The organism is Metabacillus endolithicus (assembly GCF_023078335.1).
GTDB lineage: Bacteria > Bacillota > Bacilli > Bacillales > Bacillaceae > Metabacillus > Metabacillus endolithicus.
Genome location: NZ_CP095550.1, coordinates 62,041 through 77,556, shown reverse-complemented (window position 1 = coordinate 77,556; position 15,516 = coordinate 62,041). Strand labels below are relative to the sequence as shown.

Below are 15,516 nucleotides of genomic sequence, written 5' to 3'. Positions count from 1 at the left end.
GCTACCTAAAAAAGAGGGTTCAGTTTATGACATTTTGGAGGACTTATCCAAGAAATCTGAAAGTTTTATTGGTTGCCATGTTGATTAATTCAACAGGAATGGCATTTCTTTGGCCCTTACACACGATTTATATCACACATGGTATGAATCGGACATTATCTGAGGCAGGATTTGTCTTAATGCTCCATTCTGCTGCTGAAATTGTTGGTAGTTTTCTAGGCGGCTTTTTATTTGACCGAATCCGAGCAAAGAGAACGCTTCTTTACGGTGGGATATCTTCCGTCATTCTCTTACTGTTAATTTCGGTAGGCTTATCATGGCCATGGTATATCACCGCCATGATTTTCTTAGGAGTAAGCATAGGTTCGATCTTTCCCCCAATATATGCACTTGCAGGCAGTGTATGGGAAGAAGGGGGAAGTAAAAGTTTTCATCTTATCTACTTTATTTTAAATATTGGAGTTGCTGTAGGTACCGCATTAGGGGGAATCGTAGCAGGGTTTGCCTTTCGTTATGTGTTTTGGGTAAATGCCCTCACCTATATCATTTTTCTTTTGATTGTCTTGACTCTGCTTGATGAACCGAATCGTGACAACCAATCTACTAATGAAAAGCAACCTGAATACCGACAGCCTATCAAATTTAATAAATATAATAATCTTTCAGCACTTATTCTCTTGTGCTTAGGATTTATGTTCTGCTGGATTATCTATAACCAATGGCAAACAACGATTTCCAGTTATATGCTACAAATTGGTTTTACCTTAGCTTCCTATAGTTTGATTTGGACTATAAATGGCATCGTCATTATCTCGCTACAGCCAGTTATTCAATGGTATATGTTACGTAAAAACATTGCGTGGATGTGGCAATTAGTTGGTGGTGTGATTTTCTACATGATCGCCTTCACGCTACTTTCACAAAGCAGTGCTTATCAAAGCTTTCTTATCTCGATGGTGATTATGACAATAGGAGAAATTCTCATTTTTCCATTGGTTCCCGCAATTGCCGATTATTTAGCTCCGTCGGGTAAAAAAGGGATGTATCAAGGTATTGTGAATGGATCAGCAAATGTTGGGCGCACGATTGGCCCATTGTTTGGTGGAATCGTATTTGATTCCTTTGGTCCAACCGTCTTTCTCTTATCATGCGTAGGTATAGGTGGATTTGCATTGATATGTTTTGTGACATATCAAAGGCTTCATTATATAAAGGGCAATAACATTAAAAAACAAATTGAGATGGAGGAATCATCATGTTGAAATTTGATAAAGAACAGTTTGTAGAATTAGTAGGGAATGTAGGACTTTCTAAAAGAGAAGAGATTGAGAAGGTTGTAGATGAAATTTCGAATAAAGGGTTTAAAAACATCTTTCTAATCGGCTCTGGAGGTACCATTGCGATGATGCTTCCTTATGAATATATTTTTAAATCAAATTCATCGATTGAAGTGCATGCAGAAATTGCGGCTGAGCTTCTTGTTATGAATAATCGTCATCTTTCAAAAGATTCTGTTTGTATCTTTGCTTCAGTAACAGGTACAACAAAGGAAACTGTAGCTGCAGCAGAATTTTGTAAAGAAAAAGGAGCAACAACAATTGGATTGGTTGCCTTACCAGATACACCACTAGGAGATGTTGTAGATTATCGTATTTCAACTGGACATGAAAAACATTCATTTGACACATTCTTTCTTCACCTACAATTAATAACATTCCGTTTTATTCACAACCAAAATGAGTTTTCACAATATGAGAAGTTTGCAAACGAGCTTGCCGCCTTACCAGAAGCAATGGCTGGGGCAATGGAGGAATTTGATTCAAGAGCTGAAGAATTTGCGATCCGCCACAAAGATACGAAATATCATATGCTAGTAGGTGCGGGAAATCTTTGGGGCAATACGTATTCCTACGCCATGTGTATTTTAGAAGAAATGCAGTGGATAAAATCTAAATCCATTCATGCAGCTGAATTTTTCCATGGCACACTTGAACTTGTAGAAGAAGATACAAGTATGATCATTTTTAAAGGTGAAGATGAAACTCGCCCGTTAGCTGAAAGGGTCGAACGTTTTGCAGAAAAAATTACGAATGAGCTCTTCATTCTTGATACAAAGGATTATGCACTACCAGGAATTAGTGAAGAATTCCGAAAGCATGTAGCAATCAATGTAAACTGGGCCCTAACAGGTCGTATTAGTGTATATCTTGAGAGAGAAAGAGACCATTCGTTAGATATTAGAAGATATTACCGTAAAATGGATTATTAAGGAGGAGCATGGATGTTCAACTTTGATGTTGAAAGATTTTTGAACATACAAAACGGAGCACTATCGCTACAGGATGAAATGAACCAAGCCATTGATGGGATTGTCGAGCAAGGAATTGAAAATGTCTTTTTCGTTGGTACAGGTGGAGCAGCTATTTTAATGTTTGCAGCTGAGTATATCCTGAAAAATAACTCAACTTTGCCTGTTTATACTGAAATATCTTCAGAATTAATGCATATGGATCATAAGCATTTGAGTGAAAAATCATTAGTGATTCTTCCTTCATTATCAGGTACAACAAAAGAAACAATTGAAGTGGCAAGCTTTTGTAAGGAAAAGGGAGCAACAACGATTAGCCTGGTTGGTCATGCAAATACGCCGTTAGCAACCATGACCGATTACACATTTGTGAATTTTGCCGAAGATGATACATCCTGTGAATCTTTTTATATTCAATCTTATCTATTAGCTTTCAGGTTAATGTATAAACGGAATGAATTACCAGAGTATTATCGTTTTTTTGAAGAAATGAAACAGCTACCAGCTGCATTATTGAAGGTAAAGGAAGCTACCGAAAACCGTGCTGCAGCTTTTGCGAGTAAACATAAAGAAACACCCTATCATATTCTTTCGGGAACTGGTGTAGATTGGGGTCAAACCTATTATTATGCTATGTGTATTTTAGAAGAAATGCAATGGATCAAAACCCGACCTGTTCATGCATCTGATTTTTTCCATGGCACACTAGAATTAGTAGAAGAAGATACAAGCATCATCCTTTTAAAAGGAGAAGATACATCACGAACACTTACCGAACGGGTTCAACGATTTGCAGAGCATTATTCTAAGGAGCTTACTGTATTTGATACGAAGGACTACGAACTAGAAGGAATTTCTTCTGAATTAAGACGTTTAGTTTCTCCAATTGTGTTGGCCACTCTACTTGAACGAGTAAGCTGCCACCTTGAGAAGGAGCGCGATCACCCACTTACAACAAGAAGGTATTATAAGAAGGTACCGTTTTAATAACGAATGAAACTCCTCACAAATGTTGTTAAATTAACGTTTGTGGGGGTTTTTATTTTTAGAGTGATTAGGTTGGAGAGGAAGTGACTGGTGAAGATTAACATTTTTACCTTTTCTTATTTGCAAACCCACAATCCTGATTGATTGGTATTTTGAACTGACCGGTTTTAACTTTAAGAGCACATTTTATGTTGAATTTATCAGGAGACAAGCCTACCACAGAAAAGTTAAGTAGTGTAAAATAAAGGAAACATGCTAATTAAGAAAATATTACCAAACTGTCAATTGAAAATTACCATCAACCAACCACTATTTCAATAATTAAAAATAGTAAAAATAAAAGGGTGATGTTGAATGTTAAATGATACTAGATTTTTCTAAATGAAGCAGCAATAAACTATTAAATAAAATGCAAAATAAGGAGTGTGTGTGTTGGATAATAAAATTTTAATAGAAAGATTAAGGGGAATTCCTGAACTAAAACTTAACAAACACGTCAGTAGTGAAAAATTAAATGGGGAATGTATAACACGTAATCCGAATAGCCGAAGAAAAAATGTTATTGGTGATATTAATCCGACGGGAAATAGTTTTTTGTTATATAAGAATGGCGAGTGGCATCCAAATAAAAAGCTTGGGATATTAACATTAGAGGAAGCAATTATATGGATTGAAAAGGATATTGAAAATATAAGTAAAAAGTGATTGGAGGCAAATGGTAGTGAAGGAATTTGTCGAAGCCTGGAAACAAAAGTTCCATGATGAAAAATATTCTAAAACATTTTATTCGCAATCACTCAAAAACATAAAAGAATCCAAAAATAATGAACAGTTAGGTCAACTCATTATACTCATGTTGCATTGGAAAGATGGAAAAGTATATGAAGATCCTTCTGGTAGCTTAAAAATTTTGAATAAAAATTACTCGATAGGTAACCCAAAGCCATTTACCTATAACTCCTCTATTCATAAACCGATTCTTTTATCACAGGAATTTTTTGAATTTGCACTAGAAATGATAGCTTCTGATTCTTTTGATGAAAAGAACGTAAAACGATTAAGTGAGTTTAAGTTATGGAAAGAAAGTGCAATTGTTATCCCAGCGTTTGTGCTTCACACTCTTTCTCCTAAAATATATCCGCTCTACGATCAACACGTTGAAAGAGCAATGCGAACGTTATTGGCACAAGAGTTAAACGAAAAACCAAATTCTTTAACACTTGAAACCTATATTCAATATAAACAGTTCTTTGAATCATTTTTACAAACCATTTATCCTGACCACCAACCAAATTTAGAAGAAATAAAAGCAGTAGACGATGCTCTATGGAGTTTCGGAAAATGGCTTAAACCTAAAAGGAAAACGGAGAAAACCTTTACATATAATAGTGATAATTCTGTTATATCATATGATATGAAAGTTGATGTTCTTACCTATATTGATAGAGGAATGACTCAAAGGCAGGCTATGGAAACTGTAGCTAACGAGCATAACTTGGTATTAAAAGAAAGCTATTATCTTTACCCGGGTTCTCATATTTATCGATGGAAGAAAAAAGGGATTAGGGGTAAACAATAATATGAGTTATGCAAAAAAATTGAAATTTAGCTAAATCTGTGTAATTAGTAGATTAGGAGGAAGTTCTTTGAATCCTTTGTATAAAAATAAAATAAAACAACTAATCGATAAACACAATAAAACAGGAGTAACCTGGAGAAAATTAAGAAACATACATTATGGAGAAATCCACTTAAAAAAACGACAAAGAAGAAAAGAATTACCTTTAAAATGGGAACTTAGTGAGTATGATAACTTTATTGTGAATATAATGAATGAGATACAGAATGATGTTCATTTATACTACTTGTCTACTTTTGAGCAAAACTATTTTTGTTTTGATGATGGGAATTGGATTGTTATTGTTGGAGAAGATGGGATAATGGATACATGTATGAAAGGCAAACCACAAAATTACTTTATAAATAATCCAGGGTATGAATACCTTGGAAAAGTTAAGGATGTGTTTTCATGAGCGAATACAAAGGAGATATTAGAAATTACGGAGATGACGTAAGCGATCTAGAAGTAAGTCCATTTGAGCATTTGCGCATGTTATATGATCGAACAGAATTGCATAAAGTTCAAGACAAATTGAATTATGAAGACAAAGTACAACTTGCATACTACGATGTAATACTTCTTCAAAACGCTGAAAAAATGGTTGAAAATATTAGCAAAGTATATGATTTTAATCAATCAACTGAAATACCATTAGAACAGTGGTGGTGGCATTTAGACAAAATGATAAAAGGTGACATTAATTTTGGTATATCCTCCGAAATGGGTAAGGTTATATAAACGTGTTTTAACTAGGGACAATGGGTGACATTGTCCTATTTCACTGAAACCTTTTTAGGGTCTCTGAAATTACAGAGAACTAACCTTCCCTCATCAATTCCTCAACAGCCGGAACATCCGCCGGTGCCCAGATTAAAGACTCAAGATTTTCTCTTTTCAACCAAATGAGAGTAGAGTGCTCACTAGGTGTTGGTGATCCATCAGTTACTCTACATTTAATCGCAATTAAATTGATCATAAAGGTGTCATATTCATGGGTGTTGTCATGAAACAATTCTACAGTTTCAATTTTGCAGTTAAGTTCCTCTTTTATCTCTCTGACTAAAGCTGAGTAGATATCTTCGTTTTTTTCGACTTTTCCACCTGGAAATTCCCACATATTTGGCATGATCATTTGCGGCGATCTTAAAGCACATAGAATTTCATTTTGATCATTTTCTATAATTGCAGCAACAACTTTAACTGTTTTTTTCATGATATCCCCCATAAAAGTTTCTCAATTTCATCATAACATTTTCACATTTTATTTAAAAAGCCTCTTAAATAGTAATTGTCCCTAATTCCAGGTATGTATCATATCACTTAAGCTTTATCAGTAAAAATTACACTCATTTAAATAAAAATTTATTGTAAAACGATAAAAACTGTGATAAATTTCAACATGACAACAAAACAGTGAGGTGCTTTTTATGAAACGCGGATCAACATTCTTTTGAAAAACGGCTGTTATTTTTATGGGGATTCCTGTTCTTGCATTGTGTATCTTTTTATTACCTCAGATAGCAACTGAAGCAATCGAGCAAGTAAAAATGGGTTCTGAGTTGGCTTATATTGTATTTAGTGTTTTATTTTTGATGTATTTATCGGCAATACCGTTTTACATAGCGTTGTATCAAGCTTTAAGGCTATTGAGTTATATTGATCAAAACCTAGCTTTTTCGGATTTATCTGTAAAATCTCTTAAGAAGATAAAAAAATGCGCCATCACCATAAGTGGTTTTTATGTGGTAAACCTACCATTTGTCTACATCATAGCCGAGTGGGACGACGCACCAGGCCTCATCTTAATCGGAATGGTCATTATTGGGGCATCAATGGTTATCGCAGTCTTTGCTGCCGTACTCCAAAGACTATTACAAGAAGCTATTCATATAAAATCAGAAAATGATTTAACGGTCTGAGGTGAACAACAATGGCAATTATTATAAATATTGATGTGATGTTAGCGAAAAGAAAAATGAGTGTTACGGAACTATCAGAGAGAGTAGGAATCACCATGGCGAATCTTTCTATATTGAAAAACGGAAAGGCCAAAGCAATTCGCTTATCAACTTTAGATAGCATATGTAAGGCATTAAACTGTCAACCTGGTGATATTTTAGAATACAGAAGTGACGAAGACAATCAGGAAAAATAACAGGAGGTGGAAAATACATTGAAAATTCCTTTTCTCAATAATAAACAGATAGAAAAAACCTTCCATAATCCAGAAGAAGATATATCAGACCTTCATACACCAGATCATGTTGCGATCATTATGGATGGAAACGGACGTTGGGGCGGAAATCGTGGAATGCCACGAGTAGCTGGTCATAAAGAAGGGGTATCAACTGTCGTTAAAATTGTTAAGATAGCCGTCAAATGCAAGGTCAAGGTTCTAACACTTTATACATTTTCCACGGAAAACTGGAAACGTCCGAAGTCGGAGGTAGACTCTATTTTGAGGCTTCCAAAGGAGTTTCTTTCTATATATCTACCAGAGCTTATAGCTAATAATGTACGCATCGAGGCAATCGGTGATATGGAAGATCTCCCAACACATACACGTGAAGCCGTTCAGTATGCGATTGACCGTACCAAAGTAAATGACGGGCTTCAGCTTAATATTGCTCTGAACTATGGCAGTAGACACGAGATTCTAAAAGCCATGAAAAAAATGTTCACAGATCTAAACGATGAAAAATTATCACTCGATGACCTGGATGAACAGCATTTTTCAAAATATCTCTATACAACCGGTCTAAAAGATCCTGATCTTCTTATTCGAACAGGAGGAGAAAAGCGCCTAAGTAATTTCCTGCTTTGGCAGTTAGCTTACACAGAGTTTTGGTTTACAGATGTTCTTTGGCCGGATTTCTCTGAAACTGAATTTCTACATGCTTTAAAAGAATACGGGCAGCGAAAAAGGCGGTATGGCGGAATATAAGGTAGTGAATGTGGAGTAGAAAATAATTGCGCTTACTGTTGCACCTTCTGTCTTTCATACCAAGACAAACCTAAATAAGTGAAAGGATAGTTAGTCTATATAGACTGATTATCCTTTTTTATTTATCAGATCATAGAGGTAGTTGTTTATGATGAAATTTCATTAAGATGCTTCTATCTCATAACCACAAAGAATATACATAAGCAAAAAACGGAAGGGGAAAACGATATGGAGCAACTACCTGAAAAAAATAAGAAGTTACAGCTAGATCAACTCATTTTTCCGCCCTTTAGAACAGAAACAAATGTCCCTCGAAATGAACTGCCGATCTACTCAGCTGAAACTCCACATATGCCACCTTTTTCTCCTTATCGACCGATCAAACCATTTCCAACGTATCCTTCGTACCAGCAAATAACTGAAATTTTACAGAAAAAAACTAAGGGGGATTAGGTATGGCCTGGAAAAGCAGCAGAGAAGATATGAACGTTTATACACAAGGTGAAATTGATCGATGGGTGTATTCGACCTGTAATATATGCTCCAACGGCTGTGGTTGTTTTGTGGCAGTAAAAGACGACCAAATCGTAGGCATAAAAGGGAATAAGCAATATCCCACTAACCAAGGAAGACTAGGACCAAAGGGAGAGAATCAATGGTGGGCAAATAACAGTACCGATCGATTAACGAGCCCGCTTATTCGTAATAAGCAAGGGGTGTTAGTAAAAGCCTCCTGGGATGATGCGTTAGCTCTATTAGTTGAAAAAACGACGGAACTCGTCCGTCATGTTGGCCCCAAGAGCCTCGGCTTTTATCATACCGGACAGGCATATCTAGAAGAATATTATACGATTGCAAAAGTGATGAAGGCAGGCTTAGGTATGCATAACATCGATGCCAATACCCGTCTTTGTACGGCTACCGCCGAGTGGTCGCTTATTCAATCGTTTGGTTCAGACGGACCTCCAGCCTGCATGGAAGACATTGATATAACAGAAGTGATTGTCATTATTGGTCTTAATATGAGCGAAACGAATACAGTTATGTGGGAAAGAGTTCTCGAAGCTAAAAGAAATAATGGTACGAAGCTAATTGTCATTGATCCGCGACAGACTCTTACGCAGCGTTTTGCTGATTTATCTCTCTATCCTAAAAGTGGAACGAATGTTGCTTTATTGAATGGTATCATTCACTTACTCATTACACATGGATGGATTGATAGTAGCTTTATCGAAAAACACACAATTGGTTTTGATAGCTTAAAAAATACAGCCTTAGCATACAGACCGGAAGTAGTAGAGAACATTACGGGTGTATCAAAAGACGAGCTATACGAGTGTGCAAGATTAATAGGTACATCGCAGTCGACCTTGACACTTCTGTTACAGGGAGTTTATCAAAGCATGGATGCCACACCGGCTGCCACTTTAGTCAATTCAATGCACTTGATCATGGGGAAAATCGGAAAGCCAGGTTCCGGGCCGTTTCAGCAAGACGGACAGCCTAGTGCCATGTCTAACCGAGAAGTAGGTGGTGCCGTGTTTTATCCGGGCTACCGTAACTCTTCCAACCCGAATCATATACGAGAAATGGAAGAGTTGTGGAATCTTCCGTTCGGTACACTTCCTGTTGGTCCTGTAACTCATATTATGAATATGCTTGAACTGATAGAAAACGGAGCGATCCAAATGATGTGGGTTATGGCAACAAATCCAGTCGTGACCCTGCCGAATCGTGACCGGGTCATCAAGCTGTTAAAAAAAGTATTTCTCGTTGTCCAAGATCCGTTCTTAAGTGAAACAGCAGAACTAGCGGATCTCGTACTGCCAACAGCTATATGGGGTGAAAAGGAAGGGACGATGACGAATTTAGAGCGAAGGGTAAATGTACTCAGAAAGGCTGTTTCAGCTCCGAGCGGACTGCCATCAGATTTTGAATTGCTGCTGGAGTTTGCCAGACGTATGAATCTTAGAGATCGGCACGGGAATCCTCTAATAACTTATCAAACTCCTGAAGAAGCATTTAATGAATGGAAGCTTATCTCAAAGGGGCGTCCCTGTGATATGTCGGGCATGACTTATGAGAAAATGGAGGAGCTTGGAGGTATCCAATGGCCGTGTAATGAGCACTACCCCCAAGGAAAAAAACGTTTGTATACGGATGGTCATTTTCATACAAATGTTGATGATGCTCACTCATATGGAAAATTACTAGAAACAGGAAGAGCAAGAACGAGAAAAGAGTTTAACGATCTAGAGGCTAATGGGCGAGCTATCCTTTACGGATTTCATTGGAATCCAGCACCAGAGCATCCTAATCAAGAATATCCATTTTCCTTAAACAACGGTCGATTGGTGTATCACTGGCATACTCGAACGAAAACAGGAAGAGCACCAATTTTACAAATGGCAGCCCCAGAATCGTATGCCGAAATTCATCCTATTGACGCGAAAACACTATCATTAGAAACAGGTGACTACGTTAGAATAACGACCAAACGAGGTTCAATTAGCGTACTTGCAAGAATTGTAGACTCGGTCATGCCAGGTTCGGTGTTCATCCCGTTTCATTTTGGAGCATTAACGGAAGATGAAGCTGCTAATATCCTTACGGTCGATATTTGGGATCAAGTATCCAAGCAGCCGCGATTTAAAGCTGGCGCCTGTAAAGTTGAAAAATTACTAGAAAAGAAATAAGGAGTGATTTTATGAAAACTCATTTACAAAAGCTCGAACAAAAAAGCTATGAAGCCAACACAAAACTTTATCATCACTTTACAGAAATAAGAGAGCCAAACGCGATCGCCCGCCGGCTCTCTCTTCTATTAACCGAAATGCAACAATACGCCAGAGCATCGATTAATGCCCACCAATATAAAACAGAACAAAAAGAGTTCCTCTCCATCCTCTACCGAAACGCCGACGAAACAAATGAAATGTACACTATGCTCCAAAACGTTTCACCTATAAATCTACAAGTGGAGATCCATTCGATCAGTTATACACTAGTAGAATTAGTTCCAAATATAGTAGAGGAGTATGGAAGAGAAGAAACACTGTTTATCATAACACCTCGATTTCAGCAGTTGTCTAATGTATGGAGGGTATAAAAAACTTTAGAGATTCACAGTTTACAGTCTAGCTCCTCTTTAATCTCACTCACTAAAGCAGAATAAATGTCTTCGTCTTTATCAACTTTTCCACCAGGAATTCCCACATATTTGGCATTGCCCTTTCAGGTAATCTTAAAGCAAAAGAATTTCATTTTGCTCATTTTCAATGATTGCAGGAACAACTTTAACCGTTTTTGTCATGATTATTAAATAGATAAGAACATACGTTCCAGTTATATGGTTGAATATAGATATAATCAAGGGTTGTCATCATTACCCATCATAAAAAGGAGTATGATGCTAATGCATTGATCTATTTAATATGAGGTAGTAAACAAAAGCTGACAATTTTATATTATAATATCAGGTAGAGGTGATTTAATTGGATGAAAAAATTCTTAATCTACTCACTGAAATGAACAAAGATTTAAAGAATATCAAATTAGATATGACACAATTCAAAACTGACGTGAACAAGAATATAAAGAGTTTGAAAATAGAAATGCACGATCGTTTTGACAAGATTGATGCAAAACTTGATGGTGTTGGTAATCAGTTTGAATTAACAAATGAGCAAAGAATAAATGAATTTGAATTTATTGCTGACAAAGTTAATAAACTAGAGAAGGAAATTTATTTTCTAAAAACGAAAAATAATAACTAACGGTAAAAACGATAGGATGTATGACTAACGCCTTGGTTTTCGATTACAAAAACTTAATTCGCATACGAAATAGCAGTCCAATTCGCAAATGAATTGGACTTCATCTTTTTTGTTGCTTATAAAAGCACATATATGTAGTGCTATTCCTTTCAACAGGATGATAAAAGTTAGTGTCAGTGTGCGAGTTTGTTTGCTAAATTAATTGGGGTCGATGTACTGAGAGTGGTAAGGGTTTTGGATTTTTAAATTAGAAAATTTAGTAGAAAGAAAAGGCTTTTTCGGAGTATAGGAATTGATAGGCGGAGAAATTCCGGTTAATGTATAAAGTAGGTGCTTAAAACATCGATATAAGCGGAAATAGTCCGGTTAACTTCACTATATTAAGCTAAATTTAAAGATTAGGTTCATATAAGAGGAAAAACTCCTTTTATTTTGCGAGAAAAATAGGGATTTCCCAATTTAAACGGACTTTTTTCGTTTATTTTTCAAATTAGGTGAAAAAACAAGGATAAAGTGCCCCATATCTGTTAATTTAAGTGCGAATTACAATTACAGTCCTAAAATTTAGTGCTACAAAACCGCACCCGTTAATGTATGACCCCTCGTTTTTATTTCACATAATCAGTATGATTATCATAACAAAAGGAGCGCTCTAATAATGAATACATACATTTTTGACGTCGATGATACACTATACGACCAAGCCCAATCTTTTCATAAAACGGTAAGAAAGCTGTTCCAGGAACCATTAAAAGATGAAGAAATTGATCAATTATATAAAGCTAGTCGAAAATATAGTGAGATCTTATTTGATCAAAGTGAAGCGGGAGAAATATCTCAATTTGAATGGCAGACAGGACGAATAATTGCTGCTTGTAAAGACTTTAACATTCCAATAGATACGGAAAAAGCAGCCATTTTTCATGAAACATACGTTGCTGAACAAAACAATATTACATTGTTTCCGGAAGTGGAAGAATTACTGAATCTTCTTTACAGAGATGGGAAACAGCTTGGAATTCTTACGAATGGTGAAGAAAAACATCAAGCCATGAAAATAGAGCAGCTCGGTCTTAATCGCTGGATACCTGCAGAAAAGACGTTTATTTCTGGAAGTATTGGCCACGCGAAACCAAAAAGAGAAGTGTTTGAATTTATTGAACAGAAAATGGACCTCGATCAAAGCAAAACGGTATATATCGGGGACAATTTTGAAAAAGATATAATTGGAGCAAAGCAAGCAGGCTGGCATGCAATTTGGATGAATCATCGAAAGAAGGGGTTAGCAGCAGATGCTGTCTATAAACCCGATTATGAGGTACATAGTGCTAAAGAGCTGTTATACTTGTTTAGTGAAAACTCGTGATTGATTTGGATATGTTTTGAATGTAGCTATGAACTAAAATATCAATACGCTGACATATTCACTTCGTTTTTCTTATAAAGAGAAGAACGAAGTGTTTTTTGTTTGTCTAGGAAGTTGCTAAATAAAATAATACTCTTATTCTAGTATTGGCTTGAACATCTGATTTGTCTTAAAATAAGTTATATCATCCATATAAACTAAAGAATAAAGAGGAACAAACATGAAAAAACTACAAGAATTTTCAAAACAATACCAAGAGGAAATGAATTGGCAAATTAAAACAGATGATTACGAAAGAACAAAGTCATCACTATTAAATAATTACATGCTGCTAACAACAGAAGTTGCAGAAATAGCAGAAGAATTGCGCAAAGCCTTCAATATGACAAATACAATGATCAATGACGGAATGTCAGAAGATCAAGCGTTTGAAATAGCGAAAGACAGTATAAAAAAGGAACTAGGGAAAGAATTTGCTGATTGTCTTGCATACATCACGAAGTTTGCAAATTACTTTGAAATTGATTTAGAGGAAAGCTTTTATCTGAAAATGGATGAAGTTCAAAACAGAAAAAATAAAGACGTTGCTATCGTGAAAAAATAATCTTTCGTGCTTAATCTGGGGTTTAGTACATCGTTATCATAGGAGAATTTATAAAATAATAAAAAAGTTTATAGTAAATACACAGAAAAGGTGCTAAATATGAAAATATTACTTGTCGAAGATGATAAATCAATTGCAATGGGCTTGGATTACTCATTAAAACAAGAAGGATATGAAACGATTGTTTGCTATGATACTGAGCAGGCAAAAAATGTGATTGCAAAGCAATTAAATGAGGTAGATTTGTTTTTGTTTGATTTGTCTTTGCCAGATGGAAGTGGCTATGAGCTATGTGAGTTAGTGAAGAAACGTGGAGATAAGCCTGTCATCTTTTTAACTGCCTTGGATGATGAAGTGAATGTCGTAATGGGGCTTGATATGGGTGCGGATGATTATATGACAAAACCGTTTCGTATTCGTGAGTTATTCTCTAGAATTCGATCCGTGCTTCGCCGTTACAATAAACAATCAACAACTCAAGCAAAAAATATGTTTGAAATTGAAAATATTCGGATCAATACACTAGAAGGAAAGGTGTACAAAAACGGGGAAGAAGTGCTCCTCACTGCGTTGGAATACCGTCTTCTTTTGATCTTTGCAAATCATATTGGACAAGTCCTCACCCGAGTACAACTGCTTGACCGAATTTGGGACGTAGCAGGAGACTTTGTGAATGATAATACCTTGACGGTTTACATAAAAAGACTACGAGAAAAGCTAGAGGACGAGCCGCAAAACCCAACCATTATCAAGACAGTTCGTGGCATGGGCTATAAGGTTGGTGACTAGGATGTTACGAAACAAAGAAATTCAATTTTTTTTAGTTGCTTTAATAGCTATAACGTTACTAGCAACCATCGCTACTTTTTCCCTGCTTTCTGGACAAGCAGCAACGGTGGTTTTTCTAACCTCAAATCTACTAATTGCCTGTAGTTTATTTTTCACAAAATGGAGATACCGGGAGATAGAAAAGCTATCAGGTTATTTACGTAAAATTTCAAGCGGTGATTATAGTCTGGATGTTCGTGATAATTATGAAGGTGAACTTAGTATTTTAAAGAGTGATATATATAAAGTAACATTAATGCTATCTGAGCACCACTCGTTGTTACAACAAGATAAAGTAAAGCTAACAAATGCCATTTCAGATATTTCTCACCAGCTAAAAACACCATTAACTTCGATGATGGTCATGTCAGATCTTTTAGGTGACACGAAGCTTGATGAAGCAAAGCGAGAAGAGTTCACGAATAACATTCGCGTGCAGCTTGAACGAATTGAATGGCTTGTATCTTCTTTATTAAAGCTCTCAAAAATTGACGCTGGAACCGTTCCTTTTAAAAAGGATCCTATTTTTGTTTCTGAATTAGTAGAACAAGCGATTCAACCTGTTTTAGTGCCAATGGATATTAAGCAGCAAACTCTTAACGTAACGGGTGATAAAGAAGGATCCTTTATTGGTGACTTCAACTGGACAACAGAGGCGATTATCAATATTTTAAAAAACTGTGTGGAGCATACACAGGATGGTGGAGAAATTTCCATATCGTTTACAGAAAATGCACTTTTTACGGAATTGATTCTCTCTGATAATGGCAAGGGAATTTCAAAAGAAGATTTACCTTACATATTCAAACGTTTTTACAAAGGTAAAAATGCAGGAGAAGATAGTGTTGGTATAGGACTAGCAATGGCACACAGTATTATTAAAAGTCAACATGGCGACATTGAAGTAAAAAGCGAAATCGGAAAAGGAACAACATTCATTATTAAGTTTTATAAACAAGTGATTTAGGGGGACGGAGGGTCAGGTTCCGTGTCCCAGAGGGACAACGAACCTGACCCTCCGTCCCAATGTGAATAAATTGTCACTTTGCCAGTCACTTTATTGTCATATTCGGCAGATAAAC

The 15,516-nt window shown here is 36.2% G+C and carries 20 protein-coding genes; 18 read left to right on the top strand and 2 right to left on the bottom strand.

Translation table 11 applies throughout. The features are described 5' to 3' along the window. Nucleotides 1-26: 26 nt before the first annotated feature. The 7 genes from MVE64_RS00330 to MVE64_RS00300 all read left to right on the top strand — a co-directional run bounded on the left by MVE64_RS00330 (nucleotide 27) and on the right by MVE64_RS00300 (nucleotide 5,654). A complete protein-coding gene (locus MVE64_RS00330) occupies nucleotides 27-1,262 on the top strand; it encodes an MDR family MFS transporter (protein ID WP_247342607.1) in 1,236 nt (411 codons plus the stop codon). Continuing rightward, entirely contained in the window at nucleotides 1,256-2,269 is a 1,014-nt protein-coding gene (locus tag MVE64_RS00325) for an SIS domain-containing protein (RefSeq protein ID WP_247342605.1), read from the top strand. Before MVE64_RS00330 ends, MVE64_RS00325 begins: the two co-directional genes overlap by 7 nt. Before the next feature lie 12 nt (nucleotides 2,270-2,281). After that, the gene (locus MVE64_RS00320; protein WP_247342603.1) at nucleotides 2,282-3,295 is read left to right on the top strand and encodes an SIS domain-containing protein; all 1,014 of its coding nucleotides are present in this window, start codon (nucleotides 2,282-2,284) and stop codon (nucleotides 3,293-3,295) included. A 432-nt stretch (nucleotides 3,296-3,727) separates the two neighbouring features. Beyond that, entirely contained in the window at nucleotides 3,728-4,000 is a 273-nt protein-coding gene (locus MVE64_RS00315) for a hypothetical protein (RefSeq protein ID WP_247342600.1), read from the top strand. A gap of 16 nt (nucleotides 4,001-4,016) precedes the next feature. Next, on the top strand, nucleotides 4,017-4,874 hold the full coding sequence (locus tag MVE64_RS00310) for a hypothetical protein (RefSeq protein WP_247342598.1): 858 nt from the start codon (nucleotides 4,017-4,019) through the stop codon (nucleotides 4,872-4,874). Nucleotides 4,875-4,941: 67 nt separating this feature from the next. After that, on the top strand, nucleotides 4,942-5,328 hold the full coding sequence (locus MVE64_RS00305) for a hypothetical protein (protein WP_247342595.1): 387 nt from the start codon (nucleotides 4,942-4,944) through the stop codon (nucleotides 5,326-5,328). After that, complete coding sequence (locus MVE64_RS00300; RefSeq protein ID WP_247342593.1) at nucleotides 5,325-5,654, top strand: hypothetical protein; 330 nt, start codon at nucleotides 5,325-5,327, stop codon at nucleotides 5,652-5,654. The genes MVE64_RS00305 and MVE64_RS00300 overlap by 4 nt, the downstream gene beginning before the upstream one ends. A gap of 79 nt (nucleotides 5,655-5,733) precedes the next feature. Here MVE64_RS00300 and MVE64_RS00295 read toward each other — a convergent pair whose 3' ends face one another. Continuing rightward, nucleotides 5,734-6,129, bottom strand: coding sequence for a (deoxy)nucleoside triphosphate pyrophosphohydrolase (locus MVE64_RS00295; protein ID WP_247342590.1), 396 nt, complete (start codon nucleotides 6,127-6,129; stop codon nucleotides 5,734-5,736). Between the two features lie 259 nt (nucleotides 6,130-6,388). On the opposite strand from MVE64_RS00295, the gene MVE64_RS00290 reads away from it, so the two are divergent. The 6 genes from MVE64_RS00290 to MVE64_RS00265 all read left to right on the top strand — a co-directional run bounded on the left by MVE64_RS00290 (nucleotide 6,389) and on the right by MVE64_RS00265 (nucleotide 10,969). Continuing rightward, nucleotides 6,389-6,835: a DUF2975 domain-containing protein gene (locus MVE64_RS00290; RefSeq protein WP_247342587.1), complete on the top strand. Its 447-nt coding sequence runs from the start codon at nucleotides 6,389-6,391 to the stop codon at nucleotides 6,833-6,835. Between the two features lie 11 nt (nucleotides 6,836-6,846). Then, the gene (locus MVE64_RS00285) at nucleotides 6,847-7,071 is read left to right on the top strand and encodes a helix-turn-helix domain-containing protein (protein WP_247342585.1); all 225 of its coding nucleotides are present in this window, start codon (nucleotides 6,847-6,849) and stop codon (nucleotides 7,069-7,071) included. A gap of 6 nt (nucleotides 7,072-7,077) precedes the next feature. Next, complete coding sequence (uppS, locus tag MVE64_RS00280; RefSeq protein ID WP_281730434.1) at nucleotides 7,078-7,860, top strand: undecaprenyl pyrophosphate synthase; 783 nt, start codon at nucleotides 7,078-7,080, stop codon at nucleotides 7,858-7,860. A gap of 228 nt (nucleotides 7,861-8,088) precedes the next feature. After that, nucleotides 8,089-8,313 carry a hypothetical protein gene (locus tag MVE64_RS00275; protein WP_247342579.1) on the top strand — a complete coding sequence of 75 codons (225 nt, stop codon included), beginning with the start codon at nucleotides 8,089-8,091 and terminating at the stop codon, nucleotides 8,311-8,313. A 2-nt stretch (nucleotides 8,314-8,315) separates the two neighbouring features. Beyond that, a complete protein-coding gene (locus MVE64_RS00270; RefSeq protein ID WP_247342576.1) occupies nucleotides 8,316-10,556 on the top strand; it encodes a molybdopterin oxidoreductase family protein in 2,241 nt (746 codons plus the stop codon). An 11-nt stretch (nucleotides 10,557-10,567) separates the two neighbouring features. Continuing rightward, entirely contained in the window at nucleotides 10,568-10,969 is a 402-nt protein-coding gene (locus tag MVE64_RS00265; protein WP_247342573.1) for a hypothetical protein, read from the top strand. 135 nt (nucleotides 10,970-11,104) lie between these two features. On the opposite strand, the gene MVE64_RS27250 is transcribed toward MVE64_RS00265, so the two are convergent. Then, nucleotides 11,105-11,233 carry a hypothetical protein gene (locus tag MVE64_RS27250; protein ID WP_281730433.1) on the bottom strand — a complete coding sequence of 43 codons (129 nt, stop codon included), beginning with the start codon at nucleotides 11,231-11,233 and terminating at the stop codon, nucleotides 11,105-11,107. Nucleotides 11,234-11,354: 121 nt separating this feature from the next. On the opposite strand from MVE64_RS27250, the gene MVE64_RS00260 reads away from it, so the two are divergent. The 5 genes from MVE64_RS00260 to MVE64_RS00240 all read left to right on the top strand — a co-directional run bounded on the left by MVE64_RS00260 (nucleotide 11,355) and on the right by MVE64_RS00240 (nucleotide 15,401). Continuing rightward, nucleotides 11,355-11,636, top strand: coding sequence for a hypothetical protein (locus MVE64_RS00260; protein ID WP_247342572.1), 282 nt, complete (start codon nucleotides 11,355-11,357; stop codon nucleotides 11,634-11,636). A 658-nt stretch (nucleotides 11,637-12,294) separates the two neighbouring features. After that, nucleotides 12,295-13,002 carry an HAD family hydrolase gene (locus tag MVE64_RS00255; RefSeq protein ID WP_247342569.1) on the top strand — a complete coding sequence of 236 codons (708 nt, stop codon included), beginning with the start codon at nucleotides 12,295-12,297 and terminating at the stop codon, nucleotides 13,000-13,002. 220 nt (nucleotides 13,003-13,222) lie between these two features. Further along, nucleotides 13,223-13,606: a MazG nucleotide pyrophosphohydrolase domain-containing protein gene (locus MVE64_RS00250; protein ID WP_247342566.1), complete on the top strand. Its 384-nt coding sequence runs from the start codon at nucleotides 13,223-13,225 to the stop codon at nucleotides 13,604-13,606. A 99-nt stretch (nucleotides 13,607-13,705) separates the two neighbouring features. Next, nucleotides 13,706-14,395, top strand: a complete 690-nt coding sequence (locus MVE64_RS00245; RefSeq protein WP_247342563.1) for a response regulator transcription factor — start codon at nucleotides 13,706-13,708, stop codon at nucleotides 14,393-14,395. A gap of 1 nt (nucleotide 14,396) precedes the next feature. Further along, nucleotides 14,397-15,401: a sensor histidine kinase gene (locus tag MVE64_RS00240; protein ID WP_247342560.1), complete on the top strand. Its 1,005-nt coding sequence runs from the start codon at nucleotides 14,397-14,399 to the stop codon at nucleotides 15,399-15,401. Nucleotides 15,402-15,516 lie beyond the last annotated feature (115 nt).